The following is a 26,024-nucleotide window of genomic DNA, read 5'->3' as shown; positions in this document are numbered from 1 at the left end:
GTCGCTGATCATGATTGCAGTGATTTAAAATTTAAAAGTGCTGAGAGGGATGCTCAAATGATTCTCAATGATGAACAAAAAATGGTTCAGGAAATGATGCGAAATTATTCGCAGAATAAACTTAAACCCACAGCTGCTGAACGTGATAAAACTGCAAAATTTCCTCAGCAAGAACTCAAAGAGTTGGGTGAACTGGGTGCATTAGGCATGACTGTGTCTGATCAATGGGGTGGCGCAGGTTTGGACTATATCTCCTTGGTGACGGCAATTGAAGAAATTGCTGCAGGAGATGGTGCAATTTCAACCATTGTCAGCGTACAAAATTCTTTGCCTTGTGGAATTATCCAAAAATATGGGACAGACCGACAAAAACAAGACTACTTAATGCCATTGGCAACAGGTCAATGGCTTGGCTGTTTCTGTTTAACGGAACCACAGGCGGGTTCAGACGCAGGTGCTTTGCTATGTAAAGCAGAACGTGATGGCGATTCGTGGGTGATTAATGGAACCAAACAATTCATTACTTCTGGACAGCACGCACAAGTGGCGATTGTGTTTGCAGTTACGGATAAATCCGCAGCAAAGAAAGGTATTTCTTGTTTTATCGTTCCAACCAATACAGAAGGTTATATCGTTTCTCGGATTGAAGACAAAATGGGACAACATTGCTCAGATACTGCAACAATTGTTTTTGAGAATTGTCGGATTCCTGCTGAGAACATATTAGGAAATGAGGGTGAAGGCTATAAAATCGCCTTGTCGAATTTAGAGTCAGGTCGCATTGGTATCGCCGCTCAATGTGTGGGAATGGCAAGAGCAGCGTTGGATGCTGCGGTTGAATATGCCAATCAGCGTAAAGCTTTCGGAGTGGAGTTGGTACAACATCAGGCTGTGGCATTTCGCTTAGCCGATATGGCCACTCAAATCGAAGCAGCACGGCAGTTGATTTACCATGCCGCAAGTTTAAAAGATGCAGGTTTAGCTTGTTTAAAAGAAGCATCGATGGCGAAGTTATTTGCATCTGAAATTGCTGAAAAAGTCTGTTCAGATGCGATACAAATTCATGGTGGTTATGGCTATGTTGCTGATTTTCCAGTAGAGCGAATCTATCGAGATGTTCGAGTCAGCCAGATTTATGAAGGCGCTTCCGATATTCAACGTTTAGTTATCGCAAGAGCGGTGATTCAGTAAGTTCAATTGTAGATTAGCGTATCAAAACTCTATCTCAAGACCAGCTTCGCACTGGTCTTTTTTATTTTAAAGCCTTACACCATGACAGGAAAAGCAGATGTTCAAAAACCGCAATATAATTGAGGTATTTGGAAATTGTGCGTGATTTCTAATCATGGTTATCTATACGCATAGGAACACATGTTGAATGATTCAACATTTTTAGAAAAGCTAGAAAGCAAAATATGGAACTGCACATCGAGATGATTTGTGCTGAAAATACAAGGATATTGCCATGAAAACATTGGAACAAGCCTATCAAGAATTCGATTATGAAAAACTAATCAATGAGCAACTGGTTGGCAACCCACAGTCAATCAATGCCTATATCGAGTGCTGTGAGCGTTTTGTCGGTTTAAATAAAGTGGCTTTGAGCTGGGAAGGCAAAAACGGTGAGTCTTCACAATGGACCTTTGAACAACTGGCACAAGCATCAGGAAAATTAGCCAATTATTTACAATCGCTAGGCATAAAAACAGGCGATTGTATTGCTGGCTTATTACCACGGACTCCAGAACTATTGATCACCATATTGGCAACTTGGCGTATCGGAGCAATTTATCAGCCCTTATTTACCGCCTTTGAATCAAAAGCGATTGAGCATCGCGTAGCAACAGCCAATACCCAACTGATCATCACCAACAGTGAACAACGTCCCAAACTAAACGGGATTGAACTTCCACATATTCTGACTGTTCATCCACAAGATTTTGCAGCAACAAAAGATGCAGATTTTTGGCAAGAACTAGCAGGTCAATCAGCTGAATGTACACCCGTCATGTTGAGTTTTGCTGATGATTTTTTAATGATGTTTACCTCTGGAACAACAGGTTTGGCAAAATCGGTTCCAGTGCCATTAAAAGCGATTTTGGCCTTTAAGGAATATATGCGTCACGCTGTTGATTTACGTGAAGAAGATTCATTTTGGAACCTTGCGGATCCAGGTTGGGCATATGGTCTATATTATGGTATTGCTGGCCCATTGGGATTGGGACACAGTATTATCATGGATGAACGCGCATTTAGTGTCGACCATGCTTTGGAAATTATTCAAAAATACCAAATCAGTAATCTTACAGGTTCACCTACAGCATTTCGTATGTTCTTTGGCTTTAAAGAAAAATTTAGTACTTCGATCAAAGCTCATTTACGTGCAGTCAGCAGTGCGGGTGAACCTTTAACACCTGAAGTAATTCATTGGTTTAATCATGACTTGAATGTCAATATTTATGACCAATATGGGCAAACAGAATTAGGTATGGTGATTGGTAACCATCATGCTTTAGCACATGCAATAAAAGTCGGCTCAGCAGGTTTTGCTAATCCTGGTCATCGTTTTGCAGTGTTAAATCAAGACAACCAAGAAGTTGAACGAGGAGAGATTGGAACACTAGCAATTGACTTCTCTCAATCGCCACTCACATGGTTTAAAGGTTATGGTGGAAATAATCGTAAATCCTTCGTTGGTCATTATTACTTAACTGGGGATACGGTTCGCTTGAATGAATTAGGTGGGGTTGATTTTATTGGTCGTGCAGACGATGTCATTACAACTTCAGGTTATCGTGTTGGGCCATTTGATGTAGAAAGTACCCTTTTGGAATGTGTTGAAGTTTTAGAATCTGCCGTGATTGGTAAACCTGATCCAGAAAGAACAGAGATCGTAAAAGCTTTTGTTGTGCTCAAGCCTCAATTCACGGGTTGTCACCAATTGAATGCTAAATTACAAGAATATGTACGTTCACGATTATCTAAGCATTCTTACCCACGTGAAATTGAGTTTGTTGAAAGCTTACCTAAAACATCGAGTGGCAAAATTCAACGTAATTTATTGAAGCAACAAGAAGTGGCTAAATTACAGCAAATGCAATTGCAGGCTTAATATCTTTTAAAGTTCCATGCTTTGCACCCGAAAGGGTGCTTTTTTTATGCTCAGCATAAGATCTCGTATTTCTAAGGTCGTTATAACAATTTTAGTCCACTTTGCCTGTGATAGATTTTGTCTAAACAATAAATGGATTAAATAGAATGATTCAAATTCACGATATTGTCATTAATAAAAATTAATCTGCTTTAAATTTCAACAAACGTTAAAAATTATGCAAAATTTAAAACCACATACACTTTGTTTAAGCCTTGCACTATTGGGCTGTTCATTTCCAAGCTATGCACAATTGATGTTTAGCCAATACATTGATGGTACAGGAAGTAGAAAAGGATTAGAAATTTATAATCCAGATGCATCAACCGTCAACCTTGCTGATTATCAAATTCAGCTATATAGCAATGGTAAAACAACTCCTACAACTGTTGATTTACAAGGAACACTTGCGACCAAAGCCAAATTTATTGTGGGCAGTACTGAATTACAGGCAGAAATTGGTAATAAATTAAATCAAGTTGCAAATGCTTTGTCATTTAATGGCGATGATGCCTTGGTCCTTGTGTATAAAGGAACAGCTGTAGATCGTTTTGGGCGGATTGGGGAAAGACCTGCAAGTGGCGGTTGGGGGACCACAATAACCAGTGCTGGAAATAGCCTAAGCAGAATAAAAAATAAAAATGATGTCAGCGCTGTAGATCCAAAGAGTGCCTTTGATTTGGACAGTGAGTGGAGCAAATGGTCAGATCGTAATGCATTCAGTAGCTATTTAGGTACTGGTACAACGACACCGCCAATCACTGCAATCAGTTGTAGTACTGCTGATACTGCAATTGCAGATTTACAATCTGCGGCACAAAACCAACAATATGTGGTTCGAGGTGTCATTACAGCGGATTATCGCTATCAAAATGGTTTTTCAGGTTTTTATATTCAAACTCCTGACAGTAAAGCTAAAGCAAATTTAAGCAATGCGATCTTTGTCTATCTCCCTGCTGCAAGCACAATCACTGGCGGTAAAGTGGGTGAAGAAGTGATTCTGAAAGGGCGTTTAACCAATTATGAAAATCAATTGCAAATTGATCAACTGAGCAGCAATATTCAGACCTGTAATAATCAAGCCGCAAGTCTAGTGAGTTCTACCCCGATTCAACTGCCATTTTCAAGTTTAACCGATGCTACAGGCAATGCACCTAAACGCTATCAAGGCATGTTGGTGAAAATTCCTCAAACCTTAACGGTTAGCGAGAATTATGATTATGGTCGATATGGTCAATTGTCTTTAAGTTTGGGACGCTTATATATCCCAACCAATTTATATCCTGCGAAATCCAATGAAGCGGTTGCTTTAGCAAAACAAAATCTATTGTCTAAGATTATCTTGGATGATGGTTATAACAATCAAAACAGAACACCATGGTTGCCACAAACATTTAATGCGGCAAACACTTTACGTACAGGCTATCAGCTTAAAAATGTTGAAGGGATTTTGGAATACCGTTTCAATGCTTGGCGTATTCAACCGATTCAAAACAAAGCTTTGCCTGAGGTTGTCAAAGACAGTAATCTGCGGAATTCAACCGTCTTGGCAAAAGAGAGTAAACAGGTTCGTGTTGCCGCATTTAACGTCTTAAATTATGACAATTCGCCGCTGATTGGTGTTAAACCAGATCGTGGTGCAAACACCGAGACAGAATTTAATCGTCAACATGCCAAAATAGTCAGTGCGATTAAAACCATTGATGCAGATGTTTATGGCTTAATGGAAATTGCCAACAATGGTTATGGCGAAAAAAGTGCTGTGAATTACTTAACCAAAGCTTTAGGTGCAGATTGGAAATATGTCATCCCACCGAATATGGATAAGTTAGGCACTGACGTGATTGCAGTTGCGATTATTTATAATAGCAAACGTGTAAAAACTGTTGGTAATCCTGTGGTATATGATGATTTGACACAGAAAAACCGAGTCACGATGGCACAAAGCTTCCAAGCGGTAACGGGAGGAAAAACCTTTACTGTTGTACCAAATCACTTAAAGTCTAAAGGTAGTTGTCCTGAGGATAAAACCTCACCAGAAGCAAACCAAGGTGATGGTCAAGGCTGTTGGAATCCGACTCGTGTCACTGCAGTACAAAAATTGATTCAGTGGATTGCAACCAACCCAACCAAAGCTGAAAAGCCAAATTATTTATTGGTCGGGGATATGAACAGTTATGCCAAAGAAGATCCAATCTTGGCATTTGAAAAGGCCAACTACAAAATATTGCTAAATGATGAAAAAGTAGGGCAAGGTAAATCTGCATATAGCTATGTCTTTGGTGTGGCCAGTGATGCAACAGGGAATGGTGGTGCGGGTAATTTAGATCATGCAATTGCAGATGCAAACTTATACCCAATGGTTAAACGTACTTTTGCATGGCATATCAATGCTGATGAACCAACAGCATTAGACTACAATGAAGAATATAAGACTGAAGAACAAATTGCTTCTTTTTATGCGCCAGATGCTTTCCGTTCTTCTGATCACGATCCGGTTATTGTTGATTTAGATTTAAATGAATCAAGTGGTACTACAGGTGGGCATAAGAGCAGTGGGGGCAGTACGGGACTGTGGTCTTTATTTGGACTGATGTTGCTTACAGCGAGCTCAGTATTAGCGCGTTCAAAAAAGAAATCCTAATACGCTGATATCTTTTTTAAAGAGAAACTAGTGATCTAGTTTCTCTTTTTTTATGCTTTTATAAAACTATATAACATAAAAAATTGCACCAACTGATTTAAGACTGAATCCCTTCATAGATCAAGCGAATGATATTGGTCGAAATTCTATTTCATCCATCCAAATCATTCAGTTTTATCTTTCAACGGTACTATGGCTCGGATCACAGTAAAACCCTGCTGAGAATGGATTTCAAAACTACCTCCAATTCTTTTTACTCGCACTTGCATACTCTGCAAACCCACATGCAAACCAGCTTGAACTTGATCTACTTCAAAGCCAATGCCATTGTCTTGAATGGTTAAAACGAGTTGTTGTCGTTCATCTTCAACCAACGAAACTTCGACATCAGTTGCATGACTGTGTTTTACAATATTGGTTAAGGCTTCTTCTGCGACACGAGAAAAGGTTAAACAAACCAATGCAAGCGGTTTATGTTTCCATTTTTCTGCAAAAATCCAAGTCGATTCAATTTCCATTTCTTCGAAAATTTGTATAAAACGATGACGCAATGGCGCAACCCACATCACTGGACTTTCAGGTATTTTTGCCCCAGCACTGCTTCCTGAGTCAATCACTTGGCGTAAGTCATTTCTTAACAGTTTAAACATAGAGATCACTTGCTGTTTTTCAATATGTTCACTGTGATCTAGTATAATCATCGAGCGAACAATTGAACCACCCAGTCCATCATGTAATTCATGGGACAGGTTTAGACGCTCTTGCAACCGCATATTATCAATTTCGAGTTGGTATTTTTTATCTAAAGATTGTTCTAAGTCAAACGTGACTTTTTCAATAGTTTCTTCAAGCGTCTGATTAAATTTTTCAATACGTCCAACATTTTGCGAAATACGATAAGCCAAGATAAACGAAATCGCTAAGCTGGTAATTGGTGCGGCCAATGGCGTCCAATAGAGCGTCTGATCCAGATGATGGATCATGCTATAAAAATCATGAACAATAATAAGTAAATAGATAAGGAAAATAAACGCAAGCAGGAGAATGTCCATCTTTCTACGTTTAAAAGCAATCCACTGAAAAAACAAGCAGTTAAAAATAAATACCATGCCAGAATAGAAAAAGACAGAGGATAAGCTACGCTCTAGATAATTGATCGGTGTCAATAGCAATGCCGCAATTGCGATTGTAGAGGTCAATAAAAGTAAACGTTCTAAATACGGATAATGGCGATTGGCAAAACGCCAAGCAAATAAACAGAGGCAATAGGTATATCCAACTAAAAACACCAGATTTAGACGTGCTGTTAAGATACTGTCGGTAAAAGGAAGAGGAATGGTCGAAATAATATTATAGGCAAACAATACCCATAAAAATGAAGTTAAACCAAACCACCCAAAGGCTTTTTCTTGGCGTCGAAATAGCCAAATGGTAAAACCTGTAGTTCCCACCACAAAGGTAATAATAATATTGATAAAAAATAAAGTTCGCCGTTCAAAAACCAACTGATCCTGTTGATTGGCGATATCTTCGGCCTGACCAAATTTAATTTTTCCTAGGCCTGAATGTTGTGATGCAACCCCTACAACACGGACTAAAATTTCATTTTGCTGGTTTTGAATAGATGTAGCAGGAAGCACCCAATATCTTGGCATATTCCAACTTCTAGACAATGGCTCTACTAAGGATTTGTCTTTCCATAACAGTTCATTATTGCTATAGACAGCTCCTGCAATATTGATTCGTTCAATCAGTAAGGCGACAGGTTGATTTTCCTGATCGCACTGATATTGCCATTTGATTTTATACCAAGCTGAGCCTGTATAGTTTTTCCAGCGCGTTTCCCAGTCATCGGGCAAGGTGACTGTTTTCCATCCCTGTTGGGGAACCTGTTCAAGATTTGCAAGCGCTTGAGCAACTTGTATGCTTTGGATTTGAAAGTGGCAGGCTGCACCTGTTGTATTGGACTGACCTGTTAAGGCAGCACCAGCAAAAGCAAAATGCTGGGTCAAACTTAGCATAAGACCGAACAACCCGATTAATTTTAGAATTAGTCGAGTAATCCTAAGTTGCGTGCTGTATCGATGGCTTTGGCTCTGTTGCATACCGCAAGTTTCCGATAAATATGTTTAATATGAGATTCAACGGTATAACGGGATAAATTGAGTTGATCTGCAATTTCCTTATTGCTTAAGCCTTGAGAAACCAGTTCTAAAATTCCCAATTCTCTTTTGGATAATACACTGTCCTGATCAGTGACTTTCTGACAGAGTGCAGTTTTATTTGAATTATTTTTTTCATTAAAGTGTAGTTGTTTTAAAATTTTTTGAGCAATAAATGGATCAATCGGCGCTCCACCACGCAAGACACTTTTGATCGAAAGGGAAACTTCTAAGTCATCTCTTTCTTTGAGTACATAGCCTGTTGCACCTGCACTTAGTGCATTGAGGATCGCATCTTCAGTGCTCCATGCAGAGATCACTAAAATCATGATGGTTGGATCATAGTTTTTTAAAATCTCAATAAACTCAATTCCATTTCCATCAGGCAAGCCTAAATCAACCAATGCAAAAGAGGCTGAATGTATACTGAGTTGTTCTTTGGCTTGAGCTAAACTTTGGGCAAAACGTAAATCTGCAATTGAGTATCCTAGATTAATTAATATGTCAGTCAGTCTTTTTTGTATAAGCGGCTCATCTTCTACGATGATGACTGGAACAGGTAAACTTAACTCATTGTTCATGATGTAAAAAACTCGCCCATGTCTATTGGACTTAGTTTTTCAGATATTGATGGCTTTATCTATACCTGATAATAGGTATTTTTAGTATTTAATTCAGTGATTAGGAATGAATATTCAGTTTATTACAATCGAGATTTAACGCACTTACTGAGTATTAAATGATACCTAAAGTCAATTTATTGAGACCAAGTTAACTTTTTGAGATAAGGTTATTGAGACTGGTTAAGTAAATATTCAAATTTTAGTAGATAAAAATCACAATTTAACAGCAAAATATCGGTTATATTCGCTGAATAATGGATTATTTTTATAATGGATGTAGCTTACGATGATTAAATTCCTTAGAAATTTGGCAGTGATACAATGTATTGCGATTACCATTTTGGCTATTGTTCTTTACCTGTATTAAACGCTGATCATCACTGCCTTAAGAAAAATAATGCTGTTTATTTTACCGCACTATATTGATCAACTAAGCTACGACTTGCTTCATTCATCCCTATAATTTCAACCTGAATGTTATTTTGCAGAAACTTGTTTTGTACCTGATTGAGCATACTGACAGAGGTAATATCCCAAATATGGGCATGGGTTAAATCGATAATGACATGATCAACAGATTCATTAAAATCAAAAAACTGAAAGAATTTTTCTGAACTGCTAAAGAAAATTTGCCCAAAAATTTCATATTTACGGGTCGTGCTGTTCAATAGATGAGATTGGACACGGACTGCATTTTCTAATTTATTGACCAAGAAAAGTGCAGATAAAAGTACACCAATCAACACGCCTAAAGCTAAGTTATGTGTCATCAGTACAATGACCACCACCGCAAGCATCACGCTATTGCTTTGTTTGGGATGTTTTGAAAAATTTTTGACTGAGTCCCAGTTGAATGTAGTAAAAGCCACCATAATCATAATTGCCACAAGTGCAGCTATTGGAATATAAGACAGCCATTCTTTTAAAAAGACCACTAAACACAGTAAAAAAACACCAGCAACCAAGGTCGATAAGCGAGTTCGTGCACCAGAAGACACATTGATAATCGATTGCCCAATCATGGCACAACCTGCCATACCCCCCATAAACCCACTGACCATATTGGCGATGCCTTGCCCACGGCATTCTTTATGACGATCGCCTTCCGTTTGGGTCACTTCATTAACAATCGTGGTTGTCATCATGGTTTCGAGTAAACCTACGGTGGCCAAGGTGATGGCATAAGGAAAAATAATTTTTAAGGTATCCAAGTTAAGTGGAATGTCTGGAATTAAAAACAGTGGTAAAGTGTCTGGAAATTTTCCTAAATCACTGACTGTACGTATATCCGCACCCAAAAATAAGGCTGCTAAACTCAATACAATAATGCACACCAAAGGTGAGGGAATGAGTTGACCAATTTTGGGAATGTAGGGGAAAAGATAAACCACCCCTAAGCCAATGGCGACAAATAGATAAGCCGTCAAATCCATACGTTGTAATTCAGGAATCTGTGCCACAAAGATGAGAATAGCCAACGCATTAACAAAACCATAGACGACAGACTGTGAAACAAAGCGCATCAGTTTTGCAACTTTAAAATAGCCAGCAAGAATCTGAAGAATTCCAGTCAAAATTGTGGTGGCAAATAAATACTGTAAACCATGATCTTTGACGAGAGTAACCATCAGCAACGCCATTGCGCCTGTGGCTGCGGAAATCATTGCGGTACGTCCACCGAAGAAAGCAATGCTCACAGCAATACAAAATGATGCATACAGACCGACTTGTGGATCTACGCCTGCAATTGCAGAAAAAGCGATTGATTCAGGAATAAGTGCCAAGCCTACGACCATTCCAGCAAGTACATCTGTACGAATATTGGAAAACCATTCCGCTTTTTTTAGACTAATCACTATAAACCTTTCATCATTCTTTAAAGATGCGTATGTTAAAACATCTCTTAGTGAAAAAGCAGTTAACTTTGACTTGAAAAAGTCTTCATTTTGTTGAATATTCAAGTTATAGCTGATTTTATAAATTTATGCTTTTTGCAATTTTATGTTTTACGACTTGAAATTGTGATCTGAGCCATTTACAACTTAAACAGTCATATAACAAGGATTAGATATGAAATTATATTATTCACCAGGTGCATGTTCTTTAGCTGCCCATATTTTACTCAACGAAATTAATGTTGATTTTGATCTAGAACGTGTTGATTTAAAAACGCATAAAACAGAAAAGGGCGCAGATTATTACGAAATCAATCCAAAAGGCTATGTACCCGCATTAGAAATCAATCCAGGTTTACTTTTGACTGAAAATGTTGCAGTACTGCCTTTTATTGCACAACATGATCCTAAACAGGATTTGATCCCACCATCAGGTTTGGGACGTGCTAAAGTTTTAGAATGGTTGGGTTATTTAAACTCAGAGTTGCATGATGAATATGCCGTCTTCTTTGACCCAGCAATCACTGAAGATGAAAAAGTACGTGGCTATGCAACCATAGATAAAATGTTGAAATATATAGATGACTATCTTGCTGAGTCTGAATACGATTATTTGGTCAATGACCGCTTTGGTCCTGCTGATGCGTATTTGTTTGTACTGACAAATTGGTCGAATTCAATTCATCATGATCTAACCCCATTTACCAATATTGTGGCATTACGCAATAAAGTCGCTGAACGTCAATCTGTACAGATTGCAATGCGTGATGAAGGTTTAATTCCTTAAGTATGCTTGAATCGATATACAAAGCACCTACGGGTGCTTTTTTATTGAATTGATTAACGTGAAATGGGCAGAAACAGGGAAAGGTGTTTATTGTTGATTTTTAGTCAATAATGTTTTGCTTATTTTTGCGTTTTTTGCGATAAAAATAAGTTCTATAGTTGCGCCATAAATCAAGCGTATTGGCAAAATATAGGTAAACAATGAGTAATATCTTAATCGTAAATGGTGCGAAACAGTTTGCACATTCAAATGGTGAATTAAACGATACCCTAACTGCTTTGGGTGAAGAGGTGCTTAGCGATTTGGGACACCGTGTAAAAGTGACACGTACCGATGCAAATTATGATGCTCAAGAAGAAGTGGAGAAATATCTCTGGGCGGATGTTGTGATCTATCAAATGCCGGGCTGGTGGATGGGTGCACCGTGGACCATGAAAAAATATATTGATGATGTTTTTACTACAGGTTATGGCAGTTTATATGCCAACGATGGCCGTAGCCGTTCTGATGCTGCCAAAAAATATGGCTCAGGTGGTTTGATTCAGGGGAAAAAGTATATGTTGTCGTTAACTTGGAATGCACCCTTGCAAGCTTTTGATGATCCTGAGCAATTTTTCCATGGTGTTGGTGTAGATGGTGTGTATTTACCTTTTCATAAAGCCAATCAATTCTTAGGGATGCAAAGCTTAGAAACATTTATTGTCAATGATGTGATTAAAGCACCACAAATTGCGCAATATGAACAGGCATATCGCCAACATTTACAGCAGCTTTTTGCTTAAGCAAATTGGAATTTTGAGTATCTCATTTAAAAAATTTAAGGAGTCTAAAATGTTGACCATTGTGGCTGAAATCCGTGCATATCCAAATGGATTGCACAAAGATAAAATTATCCAAGCATTTAAGAAAATTACCCCGACAGTATTACAAGAGCAAGGCTGTCATGGTTATCAGCTATTGGTCGACGCTGGTGTTGATGTAAGTTATCAAAGCAAGGATTCTGATTTGATCGTGATGCTTGAAAAATGGGAAAGTATTGAACATCTCAATGCACACTTGCAAACTGAGCATATGCAAGCGTATCAACTTGAAGTAAAAGAGCATGTTGCTGATGTTAAAATCCGTATTTTAGAACATGGATTTTAAAGCTAATTTATTGTTATAAGCTTCTTTCTCGTTTTGGGAGAAGGCTAGGGTGAGGGATTCTTTTATGTTGAATTATTGTTTTTAAAAAATAATTTATAAAAGACATCCATCATTGAACATAACGCTCAAAGTTGATTTGCTCAAGTTTGGGCAAAGGTGCTTTCTTTAATTTTGACCAGGATATCTTTGGTGTATTTTTACGATCAAGTTCTTGCGTACTGGTGACATTTTTGATTTTCCCTGTTAAAAAATTAGTACTTTCAGTTCGACTGTCACCTGATGGTATATCGAAATAATGTAAATCATAGCCGATCAGATCGAATGATGGGTTTTGATAGCGGAAAGTATAAATATTATTAAAGACCTCCCATGAATTACAACGAAACGAGTAATTTAATGTGATCTTAAGTTGTCCATTCTGGATGATTGGTGAATTGTCTACAATCAATGGATCGATAAGGCAAGGGCGTTCATTGTTGCTTTCTCTAGGTAATGAAGAATTACTGGTGATAAGGCGGTAAGTTTGAGCGTCTTTAAATAGAACTAATAATTTTCGCTCATTTTGGTTAACTAGAAGATTTGCTGGCTTTTTATGATTGAATTTATTTTTAACAATATTTATGGGATCCGTATTTTCAATAATCAGTACCATATCCGCTTGTTGATCACCATTTAAGTCACCTTGAACTTTGCTTAGTATTTTCCAATCTTTAGGAATGAAAGCTTGAACATCAGCTCCAGTATCGGTTTCTGCCCATACTAAACTTGAGCAGACTGTTAATGTAAAAAATAGAAGTAATAGATTGTTATTTTTCATGGTTTTCTTCCAATTCACTGAATCGTAAATTTGTTGTTAAATTTACGCCTATTTTTAGGCATCTCTCCAAGCGATCACTTTTGATTACCTTGTCTTAGCTAATTTTTTATGGCAAATATCGAGTCCTCTTCGATACCTTTATTCTCAGAATAATATGGCATATTTATGAATCGTTGGTAGATACGAAACGTGTTTTATTCAAACTCGCCGTAGTCTTTAAAATTGATCTGCTCAAGTTTAAGTGAATAACTGTTCTTTAATTTGGACCAAGAAACTTGCTTAGCTTGATCCTGATTTTCAAACTCACCACCACCTGTAGTGTTTTTAACTTTACCTGTTAGAAAATTGATACTTTTCGCACTGGTTTCACCAGATGCACGATGGAAGTAATCTGTATCGTAACCAATCAGCTTAAAAGACTGGTTTTGATAACGGAAAGTAAAAGCATTGTTATAGACAGACCATGAACCACAACTGAGCCAATAATGTAAATTAATTTTAACTAATCCATTTTTGATGGTGAGTGGATCGCCTTCACCTAGAGGGTCAGCAAGACAAGGTGATTCTTTATCTCCCTCAGTAGGAAGCGAGTAATTACTTGCAACAAGACGATAGCCTTGAGGGGCTTTAAATAAAATTAATAACTTTCGATTGTTTAAATTCAGCTGAGGATTACCTAATCCCTCATTTGTCACAATATTTTTTGGATCCGTATTTTCAATAATTAAAGCAAGATCTGTAAGCTTATCACCATTTAAGTCACCTTGTACTTTACTCAACACTTTCCAGTTTTTAGGGATAAATGATTGATAGTCAGCTTTGGGGTTGGTGTCTGCCCAAACCAAAGCTGAGCATGTTGTTAATGCACAAAATAAAATTAATTCAGTTTTGTTTTTCATTATTTTTCTCTAATAAATTGAACGCTAAAGTTATGAATAAATTGTTCGTTGTCCCAAGGAATATTCTCCAAGGTATAGCCTGTCGAGGTTTTCAGCGTTTTCCAAACAATTTTGGCTGGCGTTTCAACTTCTGCAAAGATATTTGGCGTTGTGGTCACTTTGGCTTTGTTGCTTAGAAAGTTAAGGCTAGTTTCTTTTTGTTTGCCACTAATTTTATCTAAATCATAAGCATCAAATCCAATCAGGTGGAATTGATTGTTTTTTAGTTTAAACCCATAGGTATATATCAAGCCATACGTATTGCTACAGGATGACATGGTATTGAATAACACATCTAAGCGTTGATTTTCGATCGTCAATGAGGAGTCATCTAGAGCATCTTCGATACAGAGTTCTTCTGAACGATAGGTCCAGTTAGGGATTTGTCGACTTAGCTTAAGTTGTAATTGTTGGCCTTTTTGAAAAAGCACTAAAAGCTTTCGATTGTGCTGACTTTCATTTTTTGGTTGGATGATGAGGGCAATATCCTTTTTACCATCTTGATTCAAGTCACCTTCTGCTTGAGCAAGAATTTCCCAATTGTTTGGGACAAATTTTTGTAATGAGGTAGAAGGCTGACTTGCAAAGCTTAGCGATGAATAAACGCTCAGGAGCAGGGCGGTATTTATTATTTTATTCATGACCTTTCTCAATGAATTTATCAAGATATTTTAAGCCTAAAAGGACTTCAAGAAATCCTTTTAGGCAATTCAAACGATTATTTAAAGAAATAACCTGTTTCTGGTGAACTCGCATTTGCCATTCGTTTACGTGGCATACGACCCGCCAAATAGGCTTCACGTCCAGCTTCAACCGCTTTTTTCATTGCTGATGCCATTAAAATTGGATGATGTGCAGCGGCAATCGCGGTATTCATCAATACGCCATCGCAACCTAATTCCATTGCGATTGCGGCATCACTTGCAGTACCTACACCAGCATCAACCAAAACTGGCACTTTGGCATTTTCTTTAATAATTGAAATCGTATGCGGATTTAAAATGCCAAGGCCAGAACCAATTAAGCTACCTAAAGGCATGATCGCAACACAACCCATGCTTTCAAGTTCTTGAGCCACAATAGGGTCATCCGATGTATACACCATTACTTCAAAGCCATCTTCAATCAATGTGCGAGCTGCATCAAGTGTCGCTGTTACATTTGGATAAAGGGTTTTCTCATCACCTAATACTTCCAATTTGACCAGGTTATGGCCATCTAAAAGTTCACGTGCAAGCATACAGGTACGTACTGCGCTATTGGCGTCAAAACAACCCGCTGTGTTCGGTAAGATGGTGTATTTTTCAGGTGGAAGGATTGACAGTAAGTTAGGCTGATCTGGATTTTGCCCAATGTTTACTCGGCGAATCGCCACTGTCACAATTTCAGCGCCACTGGCTTGAATTGCTAAATCAGTTTCTTGCATGTCTTTGTATTTACCCGTACCCACGAGAAGACGAGATTGAAAAGTACGAGAACCGATAATAAGAGGGGAGTTTTCAGTAGGAAAATCTAGCATGGGAGAGCTCCAAATTAGCCGCCACCGACAGCGTGAATGATTTCAATACGGTCTTTTTCAGCAATAGGGGTAAGTTCAAGTTTACTTTTGGAAATGATCATTTCATTCATTTCTACGGCAAAGCGTTTACCTTCGAGTGAAAGTTCCTGAACCAGTTGTAAAAGATTTTGGCAAGCGGTTTCTTGAGGCTCACCATTTAAGAAAATTTGCATATACATTCCATTCGATTGCGCAAATTGTGATGTCTAAAATCAAAATAATTTTATTTAGCGTATTTCAATGCATTCCATGCAAGGACCAGCCAACCTGCAATCATCAGTGCTCCACCAATGGGTGTAATTGCACCTAAACCTCGTGGTAAACCCAGTGCCATGACATAAAGCGAACCGCAGAAAAATAAAATACCGATTTGGATGAGTAAGAAGCTGGCTTTGATTGGAAGTTGAGGGATGACTTTACTGAGAATAGCCAGTGCCAATAGGCCCAGTGCGTGGTAGAAAAAATAATCAGTTGCTGTTTGCCACCATGCCAACTGGGCTTCAGTTGCGTGAGCTTTTAAACCATGTGCGCCAAATGCACCTAAGATTACTGCAAGCGCTAAATTCAGTGCTGAAATTGCAATCCACATAAGCCAGTCATCTGCATAAATTTGCGCATAACATTAACACAATTTCGAAGCGGGATTAAAGGCAAAATCTATTAAGAATAAAGATTTGACAAAAATATCAGGCAAAATAAAAGGGCATGTCGCCCTTTTATTGAAAATAAAAATTATTGGTCTGCAATGCAGACAGTTTTGAAGATTTAGTTGGATGACATGGCAACTTTGATTTTGTCCATGGCATTTTTTTCTAACTGACGAATACGCTCAGCAGAGACATTGTACTCTGCAGCCAGTTCATGCAAGGTCGATTTATCATCATCTAACCAACGGCGCTGTAAGATGTTGCGTGAGCGATCATCCAACTGTTCCATAGCATTATGCAAAGCTGAAGTACTTTGTTCTTCGTAATCTTCTTCTTCGACTAAACGAGCAGGGTCATAGCGGTTATCTTCGAGATAAAGCGCTGGTGCAACATGAGTTGAACCTTCGTCATCGTCATCACCTTGAGCTTCAAAAGCAGCATCATAAGCGGTTAAACGACCTTCCATTTCCAAGACTTGTTCTGCTGTTACATTTAAGTCGTTGGCAATTGATTGTGCTTCTTCAAGTGTAAGTTTTTTACTTGATTTTTTTAGGCTACGTAAATTAAAAAACAATTTACGTTGCGCTTTGGTGGTCGCAATTTTGACAATACGCCAATTGCGAATCACATATTCATGAATTTCAGCCTTAATCCAGTGCACAGCAAAAGACACCAAACGCACGCCCATATTGGGGTCAAAGCGTTTAACTGCTTTCATTAAACCGAGATTACCTTCTTGAATTAAATCACCTTGTGGCAAACCATAGCCCGCATAACTGCGCGCAATATGCACCACAAAACGTAAGTGAGACATCACTAACATTTTCGCAGCATCTAAATCTTGATCGTAAAAATAGCGATCAGCTAACTCTTTTTCTTGTTCAGCTGTCAAGATTGGAATCTGATTTACGGTGCTGATATAAGCACCTAAGTTAACACCTGGTGCAGATAAGGACAGGGGCATCAACTGATTGCTGCTGTCACTCATGGGTTCTCCTTATAGGAATTTCGTTGTATAGCTAATGCATTCATCTTAATTCGAATATTGTACATAAGTAAGGAAATTTGGGTATCGAAATGTAAAAATATATGCAAATTTGCAAAAAATAATTTGAATTGAAAATAATTAAGATTCAATTAAGTAATGAAATTCATGCTCTGATCGTTTAGTCAATTGGCAAGAAATCTTGTTGATCTCGCAATAACGCGTAATATCAATTTCACTGTGCGGATCAGAGGACATTAAAAGAAATATTTGATGAGGCAATGCTCTTTTTAATTCACGCTTTAACATTAATAGAGGCATTGGACAGGGTTTACCCATACAATTTATTTCAATCGCTGTCTGGCCTAAAGGTTCATTCATTTTTTGGCAAGGTAACAACAGGGTTATGGAACACATATTTTACCAAGTTTATTGAAACACCCCAACAAAAATTGGAAGATTCTTCAACAAATAAAAAATAATCGTGAAGCTGTTTAAAAAACACGCTTGATATCGAAAATAATTATCAAAAAAAATTCTATTAATTGTCATAAACCCATGTTAAGCTCGTTGCGTATTTAGGATTTATCAGAAACAATTCTTGTTTTGAAACCCTATTACAAGATGGATGTAACCGGGATTTTGTTAATAGTTTTACAGAATGATTACAAGCTTTGAAATTAGAAAATATTTTAAAACTTTGTTTGCTCTGCTGTTTGCAACACCGGGTGGTCCCTTTTTCTTAATAACTGAGGATTAACTTATGACAGCTCGTGAACAAGGCGTAGTTAAATGGTTCAACGACACTAAAGGCTTCGGCTTTATCCAACGCGCAGGCGGTGATGACGTATTCGTTCATTTCCGTGCTATTCAAGGTGACGGTCATCGTTCACTTCGTGACGGTCAACGCGTTGAATTCAGTGTTGTGCAAGGTCAAAAAGGTTTTCAAGCTGAAGAAGTTCAGCCTTTAGACTAATCTTAAATTTTTAAAATTTAAGTGGCGCTCCAATTTCTTATAAATTGGGGCGTTTTTTGTTTATAATGGGCGCAATTAAAAGTGTCTACAGTTAGAGCTCGTATTTATGTCATCAGGTTTCGAAACCCTTAATTTACATCCGCAACTTAAACAAGCGATTGATGCTTTAGGGTTTAAAGAAATGACCCCAATTCAGCAAAAAGTATTGAAATATACTTTAGCAGGTCATGATGCAATTGGTCGTGCTCAAACCGGCACAGGTAAAACAGCGGCATTTTTAGTCAGTATTATTAATGATTTGCTCACAAACCCAATTAAAGAACAACGTTTCCGTGGTGAGCCACGTGCATTGATTCTTGCGCCAACACGTGAACTTGCAATTCAAATTGAAAATGATGCAAAAGATTTGGTCAAATATACCAATCTAAATGTCGTGACTTTGGTTGGCGGCGTTGATTTTGATAAGCAAAGAAAACAACTGGATCAAGGTTTTGTTGATATTTTAGTGGCAACCCCTGGTCGTTTAATTGATTTCACAGAACAAAAAGAAGTTTGGTTAGATCAAATTGAATTTTTGGTGATTGATGAAGCTGACCGTTTATTAGACATGGGCTTTATCCCATCAGTTAAACGGATTGTGCGTTTTTCGCCACGTAAAGAGCAACGTCAAACCTTAATGTTCTCGGCAACATTTAGCTATGATGTTCTCAATCTTGCCCAACAATGGTTATGTGAGCCAGTTACAGTAGAAATCGAGCCTGAAAAGAAAACCAATGCTGATGTTGAACAGCGTGTATATGTGGTCGAAAAGAAAGATAAATATCGCTTATTGCGCGAAATTTTGGCAGATGAACCCATTGAAAAAGTGATGATCTTTGCCAATCGTCGTGATCAAGTACGTAAACTTTATGATCATTTAAAAGCAGATGGTTATAAGGTGGTGATGCTATCAGGTGAAATAGCGCAAGATAAACGTTTGAAAATGTTAGATCAATTTAAAAATGGTCAACATAATATTATGATCGCAACGGATGTTGCTGGCCGTGGTATTCATGTTGATGGCGTATCTCATGTGGTGAATTTCACTTTACCTGAACAGTCAGATGATTATGTACATCGTATTGGTCGTACAGGTCGTGCAGGTACACAGGGCGTAAGTATTAGTTTCTTATCTGAAGATGATGCATTTAATTTACCGACTATTGAGAAAGCGATTGGGCAAAAATTGCCTTTAACGCGACTAGATGGTTATTGCTAAGTTTTTTTGTTTCTTTATCGAATTGTGTTTAAAAAAACCCACTTATTTAAAGTGGGTTTTTTATTGGCTATTTTAGTTTAGACGGCTAAACGGATTAACTTGCTTTACAGCTAAAGGTCAGTGTAGTTTGATAGTCAGTATCTTTTTCAATACCGTAGTTTTTGCCCATTACTGAACCTAATACACCAGCTGCTGCCGTGATCATTTTTCCAGTCTGTTCATCGACGACACCTTTTAAACTGCCATGATATTCAGTTTTTTCATCCACTAACACCGGTGCACCTTTTTTACCGCAAGCCTTGTTTGCTGCAGTAATGGCATTATTTTTTGCGGTAATTTGGTCTTTACCTAAGCCAGTGACTTCATACTGGTTATCTGCTTTTTGAATCGCTAAAGTTTGTGTTGGATTTGATGCACACGCAGTGAAGAGTAACGCTGAACTAGCAAGTAAAGTGATCGTTGTTAATTTATTCATATTGATTCTCAAATTCCTGTACTAAAAATTAAAAAGATACTGCTTTTAAATTAGTTATAATTTGAGCATAGAATATGGGCTAAATATTGAGAAACATGTATAAATTTTGCAGTTTTTTTTAAGTTTATTGATGATTTGGCTTTATTTTCGAAGCCAAAGGGTATTGAAGGCATTTTTTGCGAGCAATCGTGCTCATTGATAACCTAACAATAAGTTGTATGCAATATTGACAGATGCCAAGTAAATTTTGTCGGAGATAGCTTAATGATTTTAGATTATGCTAATCTTGAAACAAGTGAAATTAACCAGATAATAGATAGGTCAATGTCAGATTTAAACTTCAAAGCAGTACATGACAATATTCATCAACGTCAATCGATTGGTCATTTGGTTGAACCTGCACCTTCACACGCACAACTGAATATTGCATTTAAAGCCGCTTTAACAGCACCTGATCATCATCGTTTAAAACCCACACAATTTATTGTCGTGGATGTTGAGCAACGTGAAGCATTTGGTGCATTACTGGCACAATCTATTGCTGACTTAGGTGAATTAGATCCAGCCCAAGTTGAACGGGTAAAACTTCATCCTTTTAGAGCACCTATATTAGTGCTTGCCGTGACTAAATTCCAAGATCATCCTAAAGTGCCTTTTTTTGAACAAACACTGAGTTCAGGCGCTGCAATTGAAAACTTTTTATTGTCGATGCAGGCACAAGGTTTCGCAACCATGTGGCGGAGTGGGGCGGTTGTTGAATCTAAATTATTAAAATCAGCATTGGGTTTAGCTGAACGAGATTTAATTTCAGGCATTATTTATGTTGGTACAGCGGCAAAAGCGATTGCTCCGCGTGCAGAGGTTGAAACAACACAATATGTTCATTTTTGGCAAGCTTGAGTCAAAAAATTATTGATATTTTCAGATTGAAAAAATCATTGGGTTATTAGGATAAACATTTTAGGATAACAATAAATGTCGGATTTACAATTTAAAGATTTAGTTGAACCTATTGTATTGGGTCAGAAAACAGCGTTGCGTGTGACTGTACTGGGTGGTGGCAGTTTCGGTACTGCAATGGCAAATACAGCAGTACGTAATGGTTGTGATACCATGATTTGGATTCGTGATGAAAGTATCGCAGCTGAAATTAATGCGACTCATATCAATAAACGCTATTTACCAGATTTTCAATTGGAAGCGGGTTTACGTGCTGAGTCAAATCTAGAAGATGCAGTGCGTGATCGCGATATTATTCTGGTGGCAATCCCAAGCCATTCTTTTCGTGATGTTCTACGTCAAATTAAACCGTTTATTAGTGCACAAGCTGTTGTTTCATTAACAAAAGGGATTGAAGCAAAAACTTTTAGCTTTATGAGTGACATCATTCGGGAAGAGCTTCCTGAAGTCCCTTATGGTGTTCTTTCAGGACCTAATTTAGCCAAAGAAATTGTTGCAGGACAACCTGCAGGTACCGTAATTGCCAGTGATAGTGAATTAGTACGTTATGCCGTACAACAAGCACTACATAGTGCATTGTTTCGAGTGTTTGGCAGTGACGATGTACATGGTGTCGAATTGGGTGGAGCACTTAAAAATATTTATGCTGTTGCAATGGGGATGGCTGCTGCTTATAAAGTTGGTGAAAATACCAAGAGTATGATTTTAACCCGTGCCTTGGCTGAAATGAGCCGCTTTGCAGTTAAGTTGGGGGCAAATCCTTTAACATTCTTAGGTTTGTCTGGTGTGGGTGATCTTTTCGCAACCTGTAATAGCCCGTTGAGCCGAAATTATCAAGTTGGTTTTGCCTTGGGTTCTGGAAAGACACTGGAACAAGCAACCTCTGAATTGGGACAAACCGCTGAAGGGATCAATACCATTGTACAAGTTAATGCACGTGCAAAGGAGTTGGATGTCTATATGCCAATTACCACGGCATTGTATGAAGTTATTTTTGAAGGTGCGCCGCCACTGAATATTGCCGTTTCTTTGATGAAGAATGGGCATCGTAGTGATGTAGAGTTTGTGCTTCCGCATAACGAAGTTTAATCGTGTGTTGTTGGCACAATATTCAAAACTTTAGAGATGGATTTGTAACAAAGCCTCGTTATAATCAGTGCAGTATTAAAAAGGAAATCTTATGCAACTGACTTTGGTGCGTCATGGTGAAGCAGCTCCACCCGTCAATGGGGTGGATAGTAAACGGCCTTTAACACAATGTGGGCATTTACAAGCACAACAAACGGCTAATTTTTTAAAAGAAATCGTGCAGCCGGATATATTTGTCGTCAGCACTTTATTAAGAGCACAAGAAACATTGGCGCACATACAGACCTACTTCCCGAATATATCTGTATTGGTCTGTGACAAAATAAAGCCAGATGATGATGCAAAATTAGCAATCGAATGGTTGTCACAATTGCCATTTGAACGTATTGTGGTGGTATGTCATATGAATGTTGTGGCACATATTGCAGAACAACTGACACATGAACATTTTAATCCTTTTGCCTTGGCAGAGGCTCGTATCTATGAGCAAACTGTGATTGCAAATGGTCTATCTACACAAGATAAAGCCTTTATTCCAACTGTATAAAAGCATTGTTAAAAGAACTTAACGGCAGAAAACGATAAATGTTGTACTTATGGATGCCTGAAGCCAATGGGGTTTGGCAGTGGTCTCGAGGAAGTGATTGGACTAAATCTTCGAGCCTAGAACAATTAATACAAGATATTAAACTTTACCAAGGTGAAGAAGCTGTGGTTTTCTTCCCAAGTCGTGAAGTGCAAATTCTTCAACAGAAATTCAGTAAAACTCAATATAAACAATTGGGTGTAGATGGTGTCAAATATTTATTAGAAGAATATGTGATTTTGCCGATTGATCAGATGAAAGTGTTTTCACACTTTCAACAACCTGATCAGGTTTCAATATTGGGGATTCATCAATATGCTGTCACCACAATGCAGCATTCCTTGTCATTGATTCCGTTAAAAATTGTCTCTTTATTACCTGACTTTTTGATGCTACCTGTACCAGAAGTCGGGCAGACGATTTTGGCCAATGTCAACGGGCAATTATTGGTTCGAGAAAGTGAGTTTCTGGGTAATTCGATTGATGATCTGAATGTATATTTGGATTTCGCTGATCGAGAGAAAAGCTATTTATATAGCGGATTGACAGATGAGCAAGCGGTCAGCTTATTTGCCATTGCTGCTGCGGATCAGCGAGAGCCTTTTGATTATCAATTTAGTGAAATCAAAAAACCGAAACTACATCCTTATAATGTATTGCCAAAAGCCAAGCAAGCCAATCAAGGTGTTTCTCGTTATTGGCAAGCCTGTGCAGTTTTGGTGGTTGTTTTGATCATTGCGCAATTGAGTTACGATGCTTTGCGTTGGATTAAACTGAAGAAAGTTGCGGATCAAACTGCTTTGATTGCAGTGGATCAGTACAAAAAATGGTTTCCGAATGAGCAACGGATTACAGAAGAGTCTGTAGAACGTCAGTTTAAAAATAAATTGGCACTGAGTCAGAGTGCAAATACCCAAGCTTTACAATTACTCAGTCGTGTGGGGCCAATTTTAATGCAACATCAGATCATTGCCAGTCGTGTAAATTATGATACAGCAGTGTTAAATATGGATCTGGTGGCGAAAAATGCTGAAGGCTTACAAACCTTGGTGACGCAACTGAATCAACAGGGCTTTAAAGCAGAATTAGGCAATGTTCAGACGCAAGGTGCATCTGTCGTTGGTTTGGTGAAGATACAATAATGAAAACAATGGAAAATGTACAAAATCGATTGGATATATGGTCTGAGAAAATCGCAGAGAATTTAGAGAAAATATCTCCACGTGAACGTGTCATGGTTATTTTTACTACGATTTTTGTCATTGTGGCAATTGTGGGTGCGGCGTTGTGGTACACCCATAAAGCTGCCGAAAAACAGCAAGCACGTTTAAATCAGATGAAAGATCTTGTGGTGTGGATGCAAAGTAATGTGGTGACCATGAAGCCCGCAGATGATTTGGCATTAACTACTGCGGATAAAATTCAGCGTGTGGCTCAACAACAAGGACTTTCGATTGCCTCGCAGCAAGTGGGTGAGCAATTTCAGATTATTGCACAACATCAAAACTATGCGGTTTTAGCTAACTTTTTAACCCAAATTGCCCAAATGGGTGTGAGTTTGGAAAAGATGGAGTTAGCCAAAGAAGGTGGGCAGATTAAATTAACAGCGACGGTACAGTAGTAGTGAAAATAAACACAGTTCAAGCATAGCCTTTTCAACATACTGTGCCTATAATATGGCAACTTAAAAAGCAGTAGACTTTTGTAGCTATGATGTATTCACTTGCTCGCCCTTTGTTGTTTTCTTTAGCACCAGAGCGTGCACATGAACTCACATTATCCATGCTTAAATCTGCCCATAAAATGGGGGCGATTCGTCAAACTGTTGCTGCCAAACCAGTCACTTGCATGGGAATTGAGTTTCCAAATCCAGTTGGTTTAGCAGCAGGACTGGATAAAAATGGCGCTTATATCGATGCCTTAGCGGGTTTAGGATTTGGTTTTATTGAAATTGGAACCATTACGCCTAAGCCACAAGAGGGCAATCCCAAGCCACGCCTTTTCCGTATTCCCCAAGCCAAAGCAATTATTAACCGTATGGGGTTTAATAATGATGGTGTGGATCAATTGGTTGAGAATGTTAAAGCCGCAAAATTTAAAGGCATTCTTGGTATCAATATTGGTAAAAATGCCACCACACCAGTTGAAGATGCAGTTTCCGATTATTTAGTTTGTCTTGAAAAAGTTTATAACTACGCATCTTATATTACTGTTAATATCTCATCACCAAACACCAAGAATTTACGTTCTTTACAAAGTGGCCATGCGCTCACTGAACTTTTGGAAACACTCAAAAAACGTCAGTTAGAGTTGGCAGAAGAATTGCAGCACTATGTTCCTTTAGTGTTGAAAGTTGCACCAGATCTAGAAGCTTCAGATATCGAATTTATTGCATCACAATTGTTGCAGTTTAAAATTGATGGATTGATTGTGACCAATACAACATTATCCCGTGAGGGTGTAGAAGGTTTACCATTTGGTGATGAAGCGGGTGGTTTGTCAGGTGCGCCCGTATTTGAAAAGAGCACGGCATGTTTGGCGGCTTTTTCAAAAATTTTACAAGGTAAAATTCCTTTAATAGGTGTTGGTGGCATTTTATCTGGTGAACAAGCTGTTGCAAAACAACAAGCTGGTGCAAGCTTAGTCCAAATTTATAGTGGTATGATCTATACAGGTCCTACACTCATTAAAGACTGTGTTGACGCTATGATTTAAAATATGAATACCTTAGACATTATTATTCTGATTCTATTGCTCATTGGAGGGCTAAACGGTTTGCGACAAGGATTCGTGAAAGCCTTTGCGAACTTGATAGGATGGATTTTTGCACTGATTGTCGGTGCTAAATATGCCAATATCATCGCACCTTCAATGTCTGCACTCAGTCAGGATCCTGTGGTGCAGAAAATTGCTGCATTTGCTTTTATTGTCTTGGTCATTATTGTTTTAACGTGGATTGTCACAGCCTTACTCAATCAGATTTTAAAAACTTTAAAACTCGGTCCGTTAAATCGTTTAGCTGGAAGTGCTTTAGGGACCTTGAAAGGTTTGTTCATCGTCCTCATTACTATGCAAGGTTTGGGGCCGTGGGTTGAAAGTTCTCCAACGTGGAAACAATCCAAATTCATTCAGACGCTGTTACCATTTGCACCTTTGGCATCTGAAATCTCTAAAGATGCTGCAAATGAAGCATTACATCATATACATTCAGAAGATCGTTCCGATGATACTTCTGTAACTAAGGCTGATCGATCATCGGATACTCAAAGCGATGAAAAATCAGCACATTCGACAAAGAATCCGTTTTATTAGTCCTAGCTGGTCTGC

27 protein-coding genes are annotated in these 26,024 nt (G+C 38.2%); 15 read left to right on the top strand and 12 right to left on the bottom strand.

Annotated features, from left to right (window positions below):
* Positions 1-57 precede the first annotated feature (57 nt).
* The 3 genes from M2R48_RS13115 (at position 58) to M2R48_RS13105 (ending at position 5,795) form a co-directional block, all read left to right on the top strand.
* Positions 58-1,191 carry an acyl-CoA dehydrogenase family protein gene (locus M2R48_RS13115; protein ID WP_004719396.1) on the top strand — a complete coding sequence of 378 codons (1,134 nt, stop codon included), beginning with the start codon at positions 58-60 and terminating at the stop codon, positions 1,189-1,191.
* A gap of 274 nt (positions 1,192-1,465) precedes the next feature.
* Positions 1,466-3,112, top strand: a complete 1,647-nt coding sequence (locus tag M2R48_RS13110; RefSeq protein ID WP_262086395.1) for an AMP-binding protein — start codon at positions 1,466-1,468, stop codon at positions 3,110-3,112.
* Between the two features lie 217 nt (positions 3,113-3,329).
* Positions 3,330-5,795, top strand: coding sequence for an ExeM/NucH family extracellular endonuclease (locus tag M2R48_RS13105; RefSeq protein WP_262086394.1), 2,466 nt, complete (start codon positions 3,330-3,332; stop codon positions 5,793-5,795).
* A gap of 164 nt (positions 5,796-5,959) precedes the next feature.
* Here the strand turns inward: M2R48_RS13105 and M2R48_RS13100 are convergent, their stop codons facing one another.
* The 3 genes from M2R48_RS13100 to M2R48_RS13090 all read right to left on the bottom strand — a co-directional run bounded on the left by M2R48_RS13100 (position 5,960) and on the right by M2R48_RS13090 (position 10,436).
* Positions 5,960-7,900, bottom strand: coding sequence for an ATP-binding protein (locus M2R48_RS13100; protein WP_315972843.1), 1,941 nt, complete (start codon positions 7,898-7,900; stop codon positions 5,960-5,962).
* Complete coding sequence (locus tag M2R48_RS13095; protein WP_262086392.1) at positions 7,846-8,538, bottom strand: LuxR C-terminal-related transcriptional regulator; 693 nt, start codon at positions 8,536-8,538, stop codon at positions 7,846-7,848. Before M2R48_RS13095 ends, M2R48_RS13100 begins: the two co-directional genes overlap by 55 nt.
* Positions 8,539-8,984: 446 nt before the next feature.
* Complete coding sequence (locus M2R48_RS13090; protein WP_262086391.1) at positions 8,985-10,436, bottom strand: SulP family inorganic anion transporter; 1,452 nt, start codon at positions 10,434-10,436, stop codon at positions 8,985-8,987.
* A gap of 214 nt (positions 10,437-10,650) precedes the next feature.
* Between M2R48_RS13090 and M2R48_RS13085 the strand changes: the two genes are divergently transcribed.
* The 3 genes from M2R48_RS13085 (at position 10,651) to M2R48_RS13075 (ending at position 12,408) form a co-directional block, all read left to right on the top strand.
* On the top strand, positions 10,651-11,262 hold the full coding sequence (locus M2R48_RS13085; protein ID WP_004719407.1) for a glutathione binding-like protein: 612 nt from the start codon (positions 10,651-10,653) through the stop codon (positions 11,260-11,262).
* Between the two features lie 200 nt (positions 11,263-11,462).
* Entirely contained in the window at positions 11,463-12,044 is a 582-nt protein-coding gene (locus M2R48_RS13080) for an NAD(P)H-dependent oxidoreductase (RefSeq protein ID WP_262086390.1), read from the top strand.
* Between the two features lie 49 nt (positions 12,045-12,093).
* The gene (locus M2R48_RS13075; protein WP_096734404.1) at positions 12,094-12,408 is read left to right on the top strand and encodes a putative quinol monooxygenase; all 315 of its coding nucleotides are present in this window, start codon (positions 12,094-12,096) and stop codon (positions 12,406-12,408) included.
* 109 nt (positions 12,409-12,517) lie between these two features.
* Here M2R48_RS13075 and M2R48_RS13070 read toward each other — a convergent pair whose 3' ends face one another.
* The 8 genes from M2R48_RS13070 to M2R48_RS13035 form a co-directional block, all read right to left on the bottom strand.
* Positions 12,518-13,225 carry a hypothetical protein gene (locus M2R48_RS13070; RefSeq protein ID WP_262086389.1) on the bottom strand — a complete coding sequence of 236 codons (708 nt, stop codon included), beginning with the start codon at positions 13,223-13,225 and terminating at the stop codon, positions 12,518-12,520.
* A 194-nt stretch (positions 13,226-13,419) separates the two neighbouring features.
* Positions 13,420-14,124 carry a hypothetical protein gene (locus M2R48_RS13065; RefSeq protein WP_262086388.1) on the bottom strand — a complete coding sequence of 235 codons (705 nt, stop codon included), beginning with the start codon at positions 14,122-14,124 and terminating at the stop codon, positions 13,420-13,422.
* Positions 14,124-14,804: a hypothetical protein gene (locus tag M2R48_RS13060; protein ID WP_262086387.1), complete on the bottom strand. Its 681-nt coding sequence runs from the start codon at positions 14,802-14,804 to the stop codon at positions 14,124-14,126. The genes M2R48_RS13065 and M2R48_RS13060 overlap by 1 nt, the downstream gene beginning before the upstream one ends.
* Positions 14,805-14,881: 77 nt before the next feature.
* Positions 14,882-15,682 (bottom strand): thiazole synthase, encoded by an 801-nt coding sequence (locus M2R48_RS13055; protein ID WP_004719418.1) that lies wholly within the window; start codon positions 15,680-15,682, stop codon positions 14,882-14,884.
* Between the two features lie 14 nt (positions 15,683-15,696).
* Complete coding sequence (thiS, locus tag M2R48_RS13050) at positions 15,697-15,894, bottom strand: sulfur carrier protein ThiS (RefSeq protein WP_004719420.1); 198 nt, start codon at positions 15,892-15,894, stop codon at positions 15,697-15,699.
* Positions 15,895-15,944: 50 nt separating this feature from the next.
* Positions 15,945-16,310, bottom strand: a complete 366-nt coding sequence (locus M2R48_RS13045; RefSeq protein WP_004719421.1) for a DUF423 domain-containing protein — start codon at positions 16,308-16,310, stop codon at positions 15,945-15,947.
* A 176-nt stretch (positions 16,311-16,486) separates the two neighbouring features.
* Complete coding sequence (gene rpoH, locus M2R48_RS13040) at positions 16,487-17,356, bottom strand: RNA polymerase sigma factor RpoH (RefSeq protein ID WP_004719424.1); 870 nt, start codon at positions 17,354-17,356, stop codon at positions 16,487-16,489.
* A 138-nt stretch (positions 17,357-17,494) separates the two neighbouring features.
* Positions 17,495-17,734, bottom strand: coding sequence for a sulfurtransferase TusA family protein (locus tag M2R48_RS13035; protein WP_004822372.1), 240 nt, complete (start codon positions 17,732-17,734; stop codon positions 17,495-17,497).
* 382 nt (positions 17,735-18,116) lie between these two features.
* Here M2R48_RS13035 and M2R48_RS13030 point away from each other — a divergent pair, with 382 nt between their 5' ends.
* A complete protein-coding gene (locus M2R48_RS13030; RefSeq protein ID WP_004822370.1) occupies positions 18,117-18,329 on the top strand; it encodes a cold-shock protein in 213 nt (70 codons plus the stop codon).
* Positions 18,330-18,435: 106 nt separating this feature from the next.
* Positions 18,436-19,587, top strand: coding sequence for an ATP-dependent RNA helicase RhlB (gene rhlB / locus M2R48_RS13025; protein WP_004719428.1), 1,152 nt, complete (start codon positions 18,436-18,438; stop codon positions 19,585-19,587).
* Between the two features lie 94 nt (positions 19,588-19,681).
* On the opposite strand, the gene M2R48_RS13020 is transcribed toward rhlB, so the two are convergent.
* Positions 19,682-20,062 carry a hypothetical protein gene (locus M2R48_RS13020; RefSeq protein WP_004719430.1) on the bottom strand — a complete coding sequence of 127 codons (381 nt, stop codon included), beginning with the start codon at positions 20,060-20,062 and terminating at the stop codon, positions 19,682-19,684.
* A 324-nt stretch (positions 20,063-20,386) separates the two neighbouring features.
* On the opposite strand from M2R48_RS13020, the gene M2R48_RS13015 reads away from it, so the two are divergent.
* The 7 genes from M2R48_RS13015 to M2R48_RS12985 all read left to right on the top strand — a co-directional run bounded on the left by M2R48_RS13015 (position 20,387) and on the right by M2R48_RS12985 (position 26,009).
* Positions 20,387-20,962 carry a nitroreductase family protein gene (locus M2R48_RS13015; RefSeq protein WP_262086386.1) on the top strand — a complete coding sequence of 192 codons (576 nt, stop codon included), beginning with the start codon at positions 20,387-20,389 and terminating at the stop codon, positions 20,960-20,962.
* Positions 20,963-21,037: 75 nt separating this feature from the next.
* Positions 21,038-22,111 (top strand): NAD(P)H-dependent glycerol-3-phosphate dehydrogenase, encoded by a 1,074-nt coding sequence (locus M2R48_RS13010; protein WP_262086385.1) that lies wholly within the window; start codon positions 21,038-21,040, stop codon positions 22,109-22,111.
* A 91-nt stretch (positions 22,112-22,202) separates the two neighbouring features.
* Positions 22,203-22,658: a SixA phosphatase family protein gene (locus M2R48_RS13005; RefSeq protein WP_262086384.1), complete on the top strand. Its 456-nt coding sequence runs from the start codon at positions 22,203-22,205 to the stop codon at positions 22,656-22,658.
* Between the two features lie 38 nt (positions 22,659-22,696).
* Positions 22,697-23,839 (top strand): type II secretion system protein GspL, encoded by a 1,143-nt coding sequence (gene gspL / locus M2R48_RS13000; protein WP_056512716.1) that lies wholly within the window; start codon positions 22,697-22,699, stop codon positions 23,837-23,839.
* The gene (locus M2R48_RS12995; protein WP_262086383.1) at positions 23,839-24,318 is read left to right on the top strand and encodes a type II secretion system protein M; all 480 of its coding nucleotides are present in this window, start codon (positions 23,839-23,841) and stop codon (positions 24,316-24,318) included. Before gspL ends, M2R48_RS12995 begins: the two co-directional genes overlap by 1 nt.
* Positions 24,319-24,407: 89 nt before the next feature.
* Entirely contained in the window at positions 24,408-25,412 is a 1,005-nt protein-coding gene (locus M2R48_RS12990) for a quinone-dependent dihydroorotate dehydrogenase (RefSeq protein ID WP_004719442.1), read from the top strand.
* Positions 25,413-25,415: 3 nt separating this feature from the next.
* On the top strand, positions 25,416-26,009 hold the full coding sequence (locus M2R48_RS12985; protein WP_004719444.1) for a CvpA family protein: 594 nt from the start codon (positions 25,416-25,418) through the stop codon (positions 26,007-26,009).
* Positions 26,010-26,024 lie beyond the last annotated feature (15 nt).

The organism is Acinetobacter sp. I-MWF, from assembly GCF_025433935.1.
Lineage (GTDB): Bacteria > Pseudomonadota > Gammaproteobacteria > Pseudomonadales > Moraxellaceae > Acinetobacter > Acinetobacter guillouiae.
The sequence above is the reverse complement of the archived record's forward strand: the minus strand, read 5'-3'. Positions and strand labels throughout refer to the sequence as shown.